Source organism: Winogradskyella thalassocola (assembly GCF_900099995.1).
Taxonomy (GTDB): domain Bacteria; phylum Bacteroidota; class Bacteroidia; order Flavobacteriales; family Flavobacteriaceae; genus Winogradskyella; species Winogradskyella thalassocola.
The window spans coordinates 186159-200160 of sequence record NZ_FNCZ01000003.1 but is presented as its reverse complement, the minus strand read 5'-3'; the positions used below and the strand labels follow the sequence as shown (position 1 = coordinate 200160).

General features: G+C 33.7%; 14 protein-coding genes. 9 read left to right on the top strand and 5 right to left on the bottom strand.

The genetic code is table 11. The features are described 5' to 3' along the window. Positions 1-5: 5 nt before the first annotated feature. From BLT80_RS10080 to BLT80_RS10060, 5 genes are all read right to left on the bottom strand, one after another. Positions 6-1226, bottom strand: coding sequence for an ABC transporter permease (locus BLT80_RS10080; protein ID WP_092467532.1), 1221 nt, complete (start codon positions 1224-1226; stop codon positions 6-8). 90 nt (positions 1227-1316) lie between these two features. Further along, complete coding sequence (locus BLT80_RS10075; RefSeq protein WP_092467530.1) at positions 1317-2060, bottom strand: ABC transporter ATP-binding protein; 744 nt, start codon at positions 2058-2060, stop codon at positions 1317-1319. 6 nt (positions 2061-2066) lie between these two features. Continuing rightward, a complete protein-coding gene (locus tag BLT80_RS10070) occupies positions 2067-3269 on the bottom strand; it encodes an efflux RND transporter periplasmic adaptor subunit (protein WP_092467528.1) in 1203 nt (400 codons plus the stop codon). A 15-nt stretch (positions 3270-3284) separates the two neighbouring features. Continuing rightward, positions 3285-4613, bottom strand: coding sequence for a TolC family protein (locus BLT80_RS10065; protein ID WP_092467526.1), 1329 nt, complete (start codon positions 4611-4613; stop codon positions 3285-3287). A 218-nt stretch (positions 4614-4831) separates the two neighbouring features. After that, positions 4832-5185, bottom strand: a complete 354-nt coding sequence (locus BLT80_RS10060; protein WP_092467524.1) for a 4Fe-4S dicluster domain-containing protein — start codon at positions 5183-5185, stop codon at positions 4832-4834. A gap of 155 nt (positions 5186-5340) precedes the next feature. Between BLT80_RS10060 and BLT80_RS10055 the strand changes: the two genes are divergently transcribed. The 9 genes from BLT80_RS10055 (at position 5341) to BLT80_RS10015 (ending at position 13972) form a co-directional block, all read left to right on the top strand. Then, positions 5341-6399 carry an acyl-CoA reductase gene (locus BLT80_RS10055; RefSeq protein ID WP_092467522.1) on the top strand — a complete coding sequence of 353 codons (1059 nt, stop codon included), beginning with the start codon at positions 5341-5343 and terminating at the stop codon, positions 6397-6399. 118 nt (positions 6400-6517) lie between these two features. Further along, positions 6518-7579, top strand: coding sequence for a 3-phosphoserine/phosphohydroxythreonine transaminase (serC, locus tag BLT80_RS10050; protein WP_092467520.1), 1062 nt, complete (start codon positions 6518-6520; stop codon positions 7577-7579). A 146-nt stretch (positions 7580-7725) separates the two neighbouring features. Then, complete coding sequence (locus tag BLT80_RS10045) at positions 7726-8676, top strand: D-2-hydroxyacid dehydrogenase (RefSeq protein WP_092467518.1); 951 nt, start codon at positions 7726-7728, stop codon at positions 8674-8676. Between the two features lie 100 nt (positions 8677-8776). Then, entirely contained in the window at positions 8777-9412 is a 636-nt protein-coding gene (locus BLT80_RS10040) for a DUF937 domain-containing protein (protein ID WP_092467516.1), read from the top strand. A gap of 216 nt (positions 9413-9628) precedes the next feature. Further along, positions 9629-10066 carry a DUF6146 family protein gene (locus tag BLT80_RS10035; RefSeq protein WP_092467514.1) on the top strand — a complete coding sequence of 146 codons (438 nt, stop codon included), beginning with the start codon at positions 9629-9631 and terminating at the stop codon, positions 10064-10066. A gap of 49 nt (positions 10067-10115) precedes the next feature. Beyond that, positions 10116-10610, top strand: coding sequence for a DUF6787 family protein (locus tag BLT80_RS10030; protein ID WP_092467512.1), 495 nt, complete (start codon positions 10116-10118; stop codon positions 10608-10610). Beyond that, positions 10607-10948, top strand: a complete 342-nt coding sequence (locus BLT80_RS10025) for a hypothetical protein (RefSeq protein ID WP_092467510.1) — start codon at positions 10607-10609, stop codon at positions 10946-10948. The genes BLT80_RS10030 and BLT80_RS10025 overlap by 4 nt, the downstream gene beginning before the upstream one ends. 37 nt (positions 10949-10985) lie before the next feature. After that, positions 10986-13385: a TonB-dependent receptor gene (locus BLT80_RS10020; protein WP_092467508.1), complete on the top strand. Its 2400-nt coding sequence runs from the start codon at positions 10986-10988 to the stop codon at positions 13383-13385. 17 nt (positions 13386-13402) lie between these two features. Next, the gene (locus tag BLT80_RS10015; protein ID WP_092467506.1) at positions 13403-13972 is read left to right on the top strand and encodes a type 1 periplasmic binding fold superfamily protein; all 570 of its coding nucleotides are present in this window, start codon (positions 13403-13405) and stop codon (positions 13970-13972) included. Positions 13973-14002 lie beyond the last annotated feature (30 nt).

The window sequence follows — 14002 nt, the reverse complement described above, 5'->3', positions numbered from 1 at the left end:
ATCTATTATTCGTAACGCAAAGCTGTGATTGGGTCTAAAGCTGATGCTTTTCTTGCAGGATACCATCCGAAAAATATACCAGTTACTGCACATACAGCAAATGAAATTACAATGGAATACAATGCCACGCTTGTAGGCCAATTTAAGAATTTTTCGATGAACACCGTTGCTCCGAGTCCTAATAATACACCCAAGACACCACCTGTGATACTAATTAGGATGGCTTCGATTAAAAACTGCATTAAAATATCGGATCCCTTACCTCCTACTGCCATACGTAAACCAATCTCTTTAGTTCGTTCTTTTACAGAAACATACATGATATTCATAATACCAATACCACCAATTAATAAGGAAATACTTGCGACTGCCACTAGTAATATCGTTAGCATTTCGCTGGTAGAACTAAATGTTGAAATTAATTCCTCCATTGAACGCACCGTAAAATCATCGTCATTACTATCCGTTAATTTATGTTGCACACGCAAAATATTAGAAACTTCTAAAACGGCTTCTGGCGCTTTTTCTTCGCTGATCGCAGAAGCCATAATTTGATTTAAATGATCGATAGCCAAAATACGTTTTTGTACCGTTGTATATGGTGCAATAACCACATCATCCTGATCTTGACCAAAAGTGTTTTCACCTTTTTCTTCTAAAACACCAATCACTTTAAACGGAATATTATTAAAACGAATCATTTGTCCGACCGGTTCTTCACCATCAGGAAACACATTTTCTACAACGGTTTGACCAATTACAGCTACTTTTGAAGCGGTTTGAACTTCTGCATCTGTAAACATGCTTCCACTCTGTAAACCGACGACTTTAATGTTTAAATATTCAGGATTAACACCATAAATTGATGATGGCCAGTTACTAGAACCGTTTATAACCTGACCTCTACCTTCTACCACAGGAGAACTATAACTTATTAAAGTCGATTGTGCTTTAATCGCTTCATAGTCACTTAATGTTAGCGATTCCATAACGCTAGCTTCTTGTCGTACACCACCTCTGGTATCAGCTCCCGCTTTTATAGTTATCATATTAGAACCCATTGCAGAAATGGAAGTACGAATACTTTCCTTTGATCCTTCTCCAATGGCTAACATAGCGATAACAGATGCTACACCTATAATAATTCCAAGCATCGTCAACAACGTTCTTGTTTTGTTAAGAATGATGGCTTTTGTTGCGATTTTAAATAAATTTAATAGTCTCATCTGTTTATATTTATTGTTTTTTTAAGGTCAAAATGGAATGCCACAATTACATATAAATTCATATTAGAATTTTGATATGGCATTTTATAATTAATCATCTTGTTTAGGTAATTTGGCTAATTCGTTTGCTGCAGATTGTACATTATGATTGTTATAATCTTGCATGACTTGTCCATCTTTTAATACAATGGTTCTGCTGCTAAAGGTGGCAATATCAGGCTCGTGTGTTACGAATGTAATGGTAATACCTTGCTTATTTAATTCTTGAAATAAGGACATAATCTCGTACGAGGTACGTGTATCTAAGTTTCCTGTGGCTTCATCGGCTAATATCATTACGGGATTATTCACTAAAGATCTCGCAATGGCTACACGCTGTTGTTGTCCACCAGAAAGCTGTGACGGTGTATGATGCAAACGTTCACCTAAACCTACTTTCTCTAAGGCTTCAATAGCACGTTTTCTGCGTTCTTCTGTAGATACCTTACTATTGTATAGTAATGGTAATTCTACATTTTCAATAGCCGATGTTCTTGCTAAAAGATTATAAGATTGAAAAATAAACCCAATCTTTTCGTTTCTGATGGTTGCTAATTCATTCCTGCTGAGGTCTTTTACACGTACACCATCAATTTCATAGGTTCCAGAAGTCGGTTGATCCAAGCATCCTAAAATATTCAGCATGGTACTTTTACCTGAACCACTCGATCCCATAATGGTCACAAATTCTCCTTCTTTAATATCAAACGAAATACCTTTTAACGCATGTACCGTTTCGGTTCCCATGGTAAACTCACGTTTTAAATCTTCAATTTTTATGATTGCTTTACTCATGATTCTTTATTTTTTCTTACCTCCTGGGCGTTGTGGCATAAAAGGACTTTCGCTTTTAGCTGCCGTACTCACTTCTGATTTGTCAACTTCTTTTAAACTATAAACGAGTTGATCTCCTTTAGAAATACCGCTTAAAATTTGTACGTTAACGCCGTCACTAGCTCCAAGAGTTACTGTTTTTTGTGTTATAGAACCGTCAGATCCCAATACCCAAAGGGCAGTTTCTTCTCTAGACCGTTCGCTCGTATTGCCCTCTAACTGATGTTGTAGGTTACACGCGCTTAGCGTTTCTCTTTCCGGTTTAAAATTGATGGCTTTGGCTTCTGCTGTTAATACATCATTCAATTCTAAAGTATAAATAGAGATGGTCGCTGTTAATCCTGGCTTTAGTTTTAAGTCAGGGTTATCTGCTTTAATTACAACGGTGTACGTTACTACATTTGAAGTAACCGTTGGATCTAATCTTACTTGAGTCACTTCACCTTCAAAGGTTTCACCGATATAAGCATCTACAGTAAATTCTACACGTTGCCCTTCTGTTACCTGTCCGATATCAGCTTCATCCACATCCGCTTCCACTTGCATTTCTTTTAAGTCTTGTGCAATGGTAAATAAGGTTGGCGTGCTCAAACTTGCTGCTACGGTTTGTCCTTCATCAATCGCTCTCGACAATACTACACCATCAATTGGTGAGTAAATATTGGCATACTCTAAATTGGTTCTGGCTTGTTGTAAATCAGAATAGCGTTGTGTTACAGTACCTACTGCAGTATGATAATTGAATTCAGCATCATCAAAATCAGATTTACTAATCACTTGATTGTCAAACAATGTTTTTTGTCTGTCGTAAATGGTTTTTGTGTAATTTCTTTGGCTTACAGCATTGTCATACACCGCCTGTGCTTGGGTTTTAGCAGCATTAAGATTCGTTTTATCTAATTCTGCAATCAACTGGCCTTCTGTAACCACACTGTTATAGTCTACATATATTTTTTCTACCACACCAGAAACTTGTGTTCCAACTTCTACTTGTGTAATGGGCTCCATGGTACCAGTAGCCGTTACCATTGTAGTGACATTCGCTTTTTTAGCTGTAATGGTTTTTGCTTCTATTACTATAGCTTCATCTCCACTTAGAAAAGTGTAGCCTACAACAGCTAATACTGCCGCAACTATGATGATGATTATGTTTTTTTTATTTTTCATGATGTTTCTATTTGTTGATTAAAGTGTAATTGCGTTTCCTTGATAAAATTGTAATAATTGATGGTATAAAATGCTTAAGTATTTCGCTTGTAAATAGTTTTGTTGTGCATTAGTATAGGTGTTTTGACTAATTACTAAATCGGTAGTGCTTAAGCCGCCTAGTTCATATTTTTTCTGCGCTAGATTATAAGATTGTTCTGCCGCTGTTTGCGATGCTTCTGCTGCGACCAATTGCTCTTGTGCTGACACTGCATTTTGATACGCAGTCTCCACTTTTTTGTACACCGTCTTTTCGGTTTGTTGCTGATTTATTTGTGCTTTTTCAATATTAATCTGTGCCGATTGCACTGCTGCTTTTGTCTGATTTCTATTGAAAATCGGAATGTTTAATGACAACGCTAGTCGTTGATTAAAATTCACATTAAACTGATCTGAGAAGTTATTATCATTGACACTTGTAAATCCAGAACCCAAACTACTTACTAACGATAAGGTTGGTAAATAGGCGCCTTTAGCAATGTCTAAACCTTTTTCGCTTACCTCTACGCCAATTTTACTCGCGCTAACTTCAGGTAGAATACCAAGTGCTTTATTATATATTGCCACTTTATCTAGCTCTAGCATAATGTAATCTGTATCGGTATTTAAAGTTTCAATCTCTATATCTTGAGTTGGATCTAACTCTAATAATTGTTTTAAGGCTATAATGTATTGTTGATAGTTGTTTTTAGCCGTGATAACAGCATATTTGTTTGTTGCCGTTTGACTCTGTGCTTCGGTGTAATCACTTAAGGCAATAGTACCTGCATCTAACCTTGCTTTGGCACGCTCAACTTCCTTTTCTGATGCTGCGACATTATTTTCAGCGATAGTAACAGCTTCTTTAGCATATAGAATTTGTAAATAGTTTTCTAAGATGCTTAGAATAATGTTGTTCTTCGTTTCTTCCTCTAGAAATACACTTTGGTTGAGTAATAACTCATTTTGAGCAATTTGATTATTAATCTGATTGCCTTGAAACAAAGTCATAGAACTATTAAGACTGACGTTGGTACTATATATTTGATCCGTAACATAATCGCTTGTAATCGGGTCAATAGAATTTCCGTTAGAAAATGTTTCAGATGCTGTACCGTATAGGTTTGGAAGTCTAGATGATTTCGCTTTACTGTAATCTACAACGGCTTGGTCGTAATTTAAAGCCGCATCCTTTATAGTAATATTGTTTTCTAAGGCATATTGAAGACACGCTTCTAAAGTCCAAAGTTCTGAGGTTTCAGAATTAGTCTCTTGCGAAAAGATAAACTGTGTGACTAGCAGTGTTATGATGATAAAAAGATGTTTCATTTTTGAGTGTATTTGATTTTACACTACAAAGATGAAACGATATCCTATCTTAATATAAAGCGATAGACGTTTGCGCTAATTCACTATATGAATTGTGGTATTTTATCGATGAGATTTTTTTATAGAATTTGATTTAAGCTGATGTAACCATTTCTGAAACAAAAAAATCCCAAGTCAAAGGCTCAGGATTTAATTATAATTTAGTGTCGATTGACGACTTAACCGTCAGGATGCATAAACTTCTGTTTCCCTAATAAAACGTCCTCAGTTTCCACATGGTCCTCATCTGGCACACAACAATCTACAGGGCAAACCGCCGCGCATTGAGGCTCTTCATGAAAACCAACACATTCCGTACACTTATCTGGAGAAATATAATATACTTCATCACTTATAGGTTCTTGCGTTTCGTCTGCATCTACTTCTTTTCCATTAGGCAAAACTAATTTACCTTTTAAACTTGTACCATCAGAATAGCGCCAATCATCAGCACCTTCGTAAATAGCAGTATTTGGACATTCTGGCTCACATGCTCCACAATTTATACATTCGTCTGTGATTATAATTGCCATAGTAATTTCTATTTTTATTGATCATTTAAAATGAGACTCACTTAATTCTGAAAAATTTAATTTATTATCAAAATCAAACCTTTTCTTGCTCATTTGCTTTGCTTAAATTTGCAATTGCAAAAATAAAGCCAAAACATCGCATAACCAAACCCATTATGGATTTAGAACAAAGAATTAACGCATTTGTAAAATTAGGTGCCTTTTTAAATCAATTTCAAGAAAACGAAGTCGTTAAAAATGAGACTTTAGAAGCTAATGATTTGTTTTTTGATGGCTTCAAACACCAACTAAAGCTTGCTCAAGAATATAATGGATGGTTCACAAAACAAAACATCACATTCACCATAAGCAATTGGTCTAATGCACTGACCGACAAAAACGTTAGACAATGGCTAAGCAAGTATAACTTCAACACTGCAAAACCACAAACGGTTGCCATTATTATGGCAGGAAATATTCCGCTAGTTGGTTTTCACGACTTTTTAAGTGTACTTATATCCGGACATAATGTATTAGTTAAGCAGTCATCTAACGATAAGCATCTACTTCCATTTTTAGCCAAATATTTAGAAGTTGTAGAACCTGATTTTAAAGGAAAAATCAAATTCACGGAAGAAAAATTAGAAAACTTCGACGCCGTTATTGCTACAGGAAGCGATAATACAGCGCGATATTTTGAATACTACTTTAAAAACAAACCGTCTATTATTAGAAAAAACAGGAATTCCGTTGCCATATTAACTGGCAACGAAACGAAAAAAGAACTAGAAGCGTTATCTGATGATATTTTTAGATATTATGGTTTAGGCTGTAGAAATGTATCAAAATTCTTTATCCCAAAGGATTATAATTTTGATGCCTTTTTTAATGCCGTTTACAAATGGCATCCTATTATAAATGAATCTAAATACGCTAATAACTACGATTATAATAAAGCTGTTTATTTAATGAGCGAATTTGATATGCTAGAAAATGGTTTTCTTATGATAAAAGAAGACGGCAGTTACGCTTCACCTATTGCCACATTGTTTTATGAAAGATATACTGACATCTCAGAATTACAAGAAAAACTAGCAACGGATTCAGACAAAATACAATGTATAGTTGCTAATGGATTTAGCAATAATGAAATTGCTTTTGGAGAAACTCAAAATCCTCAACTTTGGGATTATGCAGATAATGTGGATACTGTTGACTTCTTGCTAAAAATATAGCTTAAAAATTATCATTTTCATAACATCTTTTAGGCAATTAATTAGCACCTTTGTATCTGTTTAAAAATAATAGATTCAAGATTAATTTGTTAAAATCTTGAATTAAATTCAGAATAAAATGAAAAAACACAATTTTAGTGCAGGTCCATGTGTACTACCAAAATCGGTAATGGAGCAAGCAGCAGCAGCAGTTTTAAACTTTGACGATGGGCTTTCGCTTTTAGAGATTTCGCACCGTAGTAAACCTTTTGTTGATGTTATGGAAAATGCACGATCCTTAGCTTTAGAGTTGTTAGGACTTGAGGGTAAAGGTTATAAGGCGTTATTTCTTCAAGGTGGGGCTAGCACACAATTCTTAATGGTTGCTTTAAACTTATTAGAAAAAAGAGCAGGCTATTTAAATACAGGTACATGGGCAGATAAAGCGATTAAAGAAGCAAAAATCTACGATGATATTTACGAAATAGGCTCTTCTAAAAGTGCTAACTATAACTATATACCAAAAGGTTACGATATTCCTGAAGATTACGATTATTTTCACTGTACATCAAACAACACCATTTTTGGAACACAGATGAAGAGTTTTCCAAACTCTCCGATTCCTATGGTATGTGATATGAGTAGCGATATTTTTTCACGTCAGTTAGATTTTTCAAAATTTGATTTAATCTATGCTGGTGCTCAAAAAAATATGGGTCCTGCAGGAACAACTTTAGTGGTTATAAAAGAAGATATTTTAGGTAAAGTATCGCGTAAGATTCCTTCAATGATGAATTACAAAGAACATATTAGCAAAGGAAGTATGTTTAATACACCTCCTGTATTTGCTGTTTATGTTTCTATGTTAACTTTAGAATGGTTAAAAAACTTAGGTGGTATCAAAGCTATTGAAGAGGAAAATGAAAAGAAAGCGAGATTAATCTATTCTGAGATTGATTTGAATCCTTTATTTAAAGGCTATTCAGTTAAAGAAGATCGTTCTATAATGAATGCCACTTTCACTTTAGAAAATGAAAATCTAAAGGAAACGTTTGAATCTATGGTAAAAGAAGCTGGTATTAACGGCATTAATGGACATAGAAGTGTTGGAGGTTACAGAGCATCTATGTATAACGCGTTGTCTTTAGATAGTGTAAAAGCACTAGTTGAAGTGATGAGCGAGTTAGAAAGTAAGGCTTAAATTTTAGTATTCAGAAAGCAGTATTCAGTGCTCACTCAGATGCAATAAAAAAAGAGTTTTTCAGCAAGAAAAAATAAAATTTAATATTAACTATAAAATTACCCGAATCAGTTCTCTTTCTTCAAGAAAGAGTTAGGGATAGGAAAATGAAAGTATTAGCAAACGACGGAGTTTCTCAAAGTGGAATTAATGCATTAGAAGCAGCTGGTTACGAAGTCATCACAACAACAGTTGCACAAGAACAATTAGAAAACTACATAAACAAAAATGACATTTCTGTTTTATTAGTTAGAAGCGCAACGACAGTACGTAAAGATTTAATAGACAACTGCCCTAGCCTAAAAATTATAGGTCGTGGTGGAGTTGGTATGGATAATATCGATGTAGACTATGCACGTAGCAAAGGCTTAAGCGTAATTAATACTCCTGCAGCATCTTCTCATTCAGTTGCAGAATTAGTATTTGGACATTTTTATGGCTTAGCACGTTATTTACATAACTCTAACCGTGATATGCCATTAGAAGGTGATTCTAAATTTAAAAATTTAAAGAAAGCTTACGCTAAAGGCACTGAGCTTAAAGGTAAAACTTTAGGTGTTTTAGGATTTGGACGTATTGGTCAAGCGACAGCGAAAGTGGCTATTGGAGCAGGAATGAAAGTTGTTGCTTTTGATCCATTTTTAGAAAAAGCGAATTTAGAATTAGAGTTCTTTGATGGTCAGAAATTGAATTTTGAAATTGAAACGATATCAAAAGAAGAGGTTCTAAAACAAGCAGACTTTTTAACACTTCATGTACCAGCACAGAAAGACTATGTAATTGACGAAGCTGAATTCAAACAAATGAAAGATGGTGTTATCATCGCTAATGCTGCACGTGGTGGAGTTGTTAACGAAATTGCATTAGTTCAAGCTATTCAAAGTGGAAAAGTCTCTAGAGCTGCTCTAGATGTTTTTGAAAAAGAACCACAACCAGAAATTCAATTATTAATGAATCCTGCGTTATCATTAACTCCACATACAGGAGCTGCAACGAATGAAGCACAAGATCGAATTGGTACTGAGTTAGCTGAGCAAATCATAACTATTTTAGGTTAACAAATAAAATGTGACCAAACCGAATAAATTGAGTCCTACTATTGTGGGACTTTTTTTTGTACCTTGAAACATTCAAACTATTAACCTTAATTAAATAAAAATGGCAGGAATATTAGATTTATTAAACAGTGACTTAGGAAAAAGCATCATTAGTGGTGTTTCTGGTTCTACAGGAACAGATCAAGATAAGACAAGTAGCGTATTAACAATGGCGTTACCAGTACTTATGAAAGCAATGGAACGTAACGCTTCTACCCCAGAAGGTGCAGCAGGACTTATGGGCGCTTTAAGTAGCAAGCATGACGGAAGCATTTTAGACAACCTTAGTGGTTTATTTGGAGGTGGTGTTGATGATAATGTAAAAAATGATGGAGCTAAAATTCTTAGTCATGTATTAGGTAGTAAACAACAAGGCGTAGAACAAGTCATTGGTCAGAAATCTGGTTTAGATGCGGGTTCAGTAGCTAATATTTTGAAAGTAGCAGCTCCGATTTTAATGGGAGTTTTAGGTAAACAAGCTAGTCAGAACAACGTAAGTTCTCAATCTGACATTAGTGGCCTTTTAGGTGGTTTACTTGGTGGAAGCAGTACACAAAACGAACAGAGTTTCTTAGAAAAAATATTAGATGCAGATGGTGATGGAAGCGTTATTGATGATGTTGCTGGTATGGTTTTAGGAGGAAGCAAAAGCAAAGGAGGCCTTGGTGGTCTTTTAGGTGGTTTATTTGGTAAATAAAATTCCATTTTATAAAAATTATAAAGCAGTTCGTTTTTAATGAGCTGCTTTTTTATGTTCTAAAAACTAAACTTTACAAATAGATGGTGTTGCGCATTCAGAAGGTTAGTTTACTTAGTTTAGATTGTAATAAAGATAAATCTACGGTTACTTTGTGGTGTTAAATCGAAGTAAAAATCTAATCACACTAACATTTTTTTAATACCTTTAATACTTATGAAAAAGATTATCCCATTTATTATTATCCTAATTTTAATTGCTAGTTGTAAATCTTACAACACCAATCCAGTTATTGATAATGACAATAAGCACAGCTTAGTGCTAAGCGACACCGTTTCTATTAGTAGCGATGAAAACGATTATGAAATCATCATTATAGAACCCGGATTTAATTCATGGTTATTAAGCACTGCAAGACCAGAAGGCTATCACTCTCAACAATGGTTAGAATCTAGAAATGCTATTTTAGTGCAAGCTTGGAACCAAAGAAATTTACAACCACAGACGTATGACCCTAATCTATATGAAGTTAGAATTGATTATGACACACGTACAGACTACGGTTACGAAGTAAATTATAAATTATACAACTACTTTCTCTATTTTCAATTAACGTACAACCAACGTTTATCTTCTTTTACACCTAGAATTTAGCATAGAAAGACATCATAATTTATTAAATTTGCAGCACTGAAAGAGTGCTATGGAAAAATTTAAAAAACATTGGGAAATTCAACACAATTGGCAGTTGTTATTTCCCTTTTTTGGTTTAGTTATTTTAGGATATTCAGCTTTTAAAATATCTAATGCTTTTTTGGACAATTATGGATTGACTTTAACGATAGTTGCTGCACTTTTTGTTTTCTTTTTTTTATTAAAACTGACCTTATTCATATTTAAGAAACTTGAAAAGAAATGGATCCTCGATTATAAATGGGAAATGATCCGTGTATTTATGGTTTTTGCCTTTACAGGTACATCATCTTTATTTATTGGAAGGCCAATTATAAAGTTAATAGGAATTACTAAAGAAAACTTAAATCCTATACTCTACTGGTTTTTATTTATTATCATTGGGCTCGTTTTCTACCAAATTCTATTAGTAACTTTTGGATGGCTCTTTGGGCAATTCAAGTTTTTCTGGGAATTTGAAAAGAAAATGCTTAGTCGGTTTGGATTAAAACGCTTTTTAGATTGAAAATAAATACAGTAATAACATCACTATTTAAAACATTAGCAATTATGCTAGTGCTTTCTGTGTTGTTACCTTCTGTTGTAAAATTAACACACGCTTTTAATCACCATACACATGAAGTTTGTGATTCTGACAATGAGCTTAAAACTCACTTTCATGAGTCTGATTTAGATTGTGACTTTTATAAATTTAAGCTCACCAACAATTTATTTCTTGTATTTAATAACTACGAGATAATTACTGAAAAAACAGCTACTAAACAGCTATCTTCACATTATAGTTCTTTTAATAACTATCAGTATTCAAAAAGATATGTAAGAGGTCCACCTATGGTGAGTTAGAATTATAATTTTCTAATACTCTCATAAATCTATTTGAATGAAATCAATAATTATTGGTGTGCTCATCGCTATTTCTAGCTTTAGCTACAGCCAAAACTGCAATTATATTTTTTTAGGTGAAGTCAAAGATTTTCATGATGGAACAGCTATAGAATCTGCCACTATTCACATTAAAGAAAGTGATAAGTATTTAATTTCAGATTTAGATGGTAAGTTCAAAATTGAAAACCTTTGTTCTGGTACCTTAACCTTAACTATTTCTCATATTGGATGCGAAACAAAAACCGTTTCATATTCTATTGAAAATGATGTTTTTAAAATCATTTCTTTAGAACATCATTTAGAGGAACTTAATGAAGTTGTGGTGAATTCTCACTTAAAAACAGAAGGTACCAGTATAGAACAAACCCTAAACAAAGCCGATTTAGAAAAATACACCGATAAATCTTTAGGTGATGCTCTAAATTCGGTAAGTGGTGTGTCGTCGTTAAATACAGGAAATACAATTGTTAAACCTATGATACATGGTTTGCATAGTAGTCGGTTATTAATTATTAATAATAACGTGCGTATGTTTGACCAAGAGTGGGGAGACGAGCATGCACCAAATATTGATATTAATGCTAGTAACAAAGTTGAAGTGATTAAAGGAGCCAACACTTTAAAATATGGTAGTGATGCCATTGGTGGCTTAATCCTTATACAGCCTAAACGCTATGTTGCACGAGATAGCTTATTTGGTAGCACTATGTTATCGCTAAATTCAAATGGACGTGGTGGAAATGTAAATTCAGAACTGATTAAAACCTATAAATCTGGATTTTATGGTAGAATTCAAACAAGCTACAAACAATTCGGAGATTTTGAAGGTCCCGATTATAAGTTAACTAATAGCGGCTTAAAAAACATCAATGCTTCTGCCAGAATTGGCTACAGAAGTTTTGAAAAAGGTTTTGATGCCTATTATAGCGTTGTAAGTAATGAATTGGGTATTTTACAAGCATCACACATTGGTAATGTTAATGATTTAGTGACAGCAATTAATAGTAGAACACCACGTGTTATTGAAGATTTCTCATACGATATAGATTATCCTAAACAAAATATCTTACATAATTTAGCAAAGATAGAAGCCTATAAAAGGTTTAAGAATTTCGGAAAATTATCAGTACAGTATGATATGCAAATTAACAGACGGAAAGAATATGATTTAAGACGTGGTGATTTAGCAAACACACCTGTTATTGACCTTAGGTTGTTTACAAATTCTTTACAGACCAATTTGAATATTGATGCTATTGATAATCTTAAACTAGATACAGGCATATTAGTACGCTACCAGCAAAATGATGCTATTTCGGGCACTGGAGTCAGTCCTTTAATTCCTGATTTTGAAAAGTATGACGCTAGTATTTATGCTATTGGAAATTTTGATTTAAATGATTCTTCTGAATTAAGTGCTGGCGCACGTTATGATTTTACAAGAATCAATGCTGAGAAACTATACAACCTCACGGATTGGGAAGAGACCTATAATTACGATGAATTATTTCCACAGTTTGAAACCAATACTGTTGAGAATTCAAAAATATTAACACGTCCAGAATTTACATTCCATAACATTTCTGCTAATGTGGGCTATTCAAAGCAATTCAATAATGACATATCTTTATTTGTTAATTATGGTTTGGCAACGCGAGTACCTAACCCATCAGAATTGTTTAGCGACGGTTTACATCATAGTGCTGCGAGAATAGAAACTGGTTTGTTAACCCTCAATAAAGAAATCGCGAATAAGTTTGTGGCATCTTTAGAGAGAAATAATCAGAATTTTGGATTTTCAATCAGTCCGTATTTCAAGCATATTAACGATTATATACAACTCATTCCTGTTGGTATCACCACAACCATCAGAGGAGCGTTTCCTGTTTGGGAATATAATCAGATCAATGCACAAATTTTCGGTGTTGATATTGATGTCAATAAAAAAATAACCGATAAATTTAATTATAAAGGCAGTATAAGTCTTTTAAAAGGTGAAAACCTTACCGAAGACATACCACTTATACATATGCCTTCAACAAATTTCACTAATAGTATATCCTATTATAATGACGAGTTAAATCAATTATCAATTAATTTAACTCACAAAACTGTATTACAACAAAACGAATTTCCAGATTATAACTTTTATACATTTAACCCAATACTACAAGAAGATGTTTATGTAGACATTAGCTCTACTCCACCTGCGTATTCATTATTTAGTTTTAATAGTTCCGTTAGTTTTAAAGCGTTTAAAACCGGATCGTTAAAATTAGAACTTAATGTCGAAAATCTATTAAATACCAAGTATAATGAGTATTTAAATAGACAACGGTATTTTGCTGATGAATTGGGCAGAAACATTAACTTAAAAATAAAAATTAATTATTAATACAATAAATTCAAATTATGAAAAATATCAAATCAATAAAAGCAATAAAATTCTTAGCCTTACTTTTTGTTTCTAGTATAGCATTTGTAGGCTGTTCTAGTGATGACGATCATGGAGACGATCACGATCATGAAGAGGAACTTATAACGACAGTACGATATACACTTACCAACGGAACAGATGTTGTGATTTTAGAGTTTCAAGATTTAGACGGTGAAGGTGGTGCAGAAGGAACTTTTGATGTGTCTGGTCCATTAACAGCAAACACAACTTATTCTGGTGTTATTCAATTATTAAATGAAACAGAAAGTCCTGCTGATAATATTACTTTAGAAGTTGAAGACGAAGGTGATGACCATGAGTTCTTCTACACTCCAACAATTTCAGATATCACTGTTAGTAAAGATGATTTAGACGAAGATGGCAATCCAGTAGGAATTCTAACAACACTAGTTACTGGTGGTGCTGGAACTGGGTCTCTTACAATAGAGTTAATTCACGAACCTACAAAACCAAACGATGGAACCTCTATAAATGCTGGTGGTAGCACAGATGTAGAAGTTACATTTTCTATAGAAGTTCAATAATCTAAAATTGTAATACAGTTAAAAAAAAGC

Bases quoted from the DNA above. Each gene is read 5' to 3' on its own strand.
- BLT80_RS10015 (WP_092467506.1), top strand. From the start codon at position 13,403: ATGAAAAATATCAAATCAATAAAAGCAATAAAATTCTTAGCCTTACTT.
- BLT80_RS10020 (WP_092467508.1), top strand. From the start codon at position 10,986: ATGAAATCAATAATTATTGGTGTGCTCATCGCTATTTCTAGCTTTAGC.
- BLT80_RS10040 (WP_092467516.1), top strand. From the start codon at position 8,777: ATGGCAGGAATATTAGATTTATTAAACAGTGACTTAGGAAAAAGCATC.
- BLT80_RS10035 (WP_092467514.1), top strand. From the start codon at position 9,629: ATGAAAAAGATTATCCCATTTATTATTATCCTAATTTTAATTGCTAGT.
- BLT80_RS10060 (WP_092467524.1), bottom strand. From the start codon at position 5,185: ATGGCAATTATAATCACAGACGAATGTATAAATTGTGGAGCATGTGAG.
- BLT80_RS10030 (WP_092467512.1), top strand. From the start codon at position 10,116: ATGGAAAAATTTAAAAAACATTGGGAAATTCAACACAATTGGCAGTTG.
- BLT80_RS10055 (WP_092467522.1), top strand. From the start codon at position 5,341: ATGGATTTAGAACAAAGAATTAACGCATTTGTAAAATTAGGTGCCTTT.
- BLT80_RS10045 (WP_092467518.1), top strand. From the start codon at position 7,726: ATGAAAGTATTAGCAAACGACGGAGTTTCTCAAAGTGGAATTAATGCA.
- BLT80_RS10075 (WP_092467530.1), bottom strand. From the start codon at position 2,060: ATGAGTAAAGCAATCATAAAAATTGAAGATTTAAAACGTGAGTTTACC.
- serC (WP_092467520.1), top strand. From the start codon at position 6,518: ATGAAAAAACACAATTTTAGTGCAGGTCCATGTGTACTACCAAAATCG.
- BLT80_RS10080 (WP_092467532.1), bottom strand. From the start codon at position 1,226: ATGAGACTATTAAATTTATTTAAAATCGCAACAAAAGCCATCATTCTT.
- BLT80_RS10065 (WP_092467526.1), bottom strand. From the start codon at position 4,613: ATGAAACATCTTTTTATCATCATAACACTGCTAGTCACACAGTTTATC.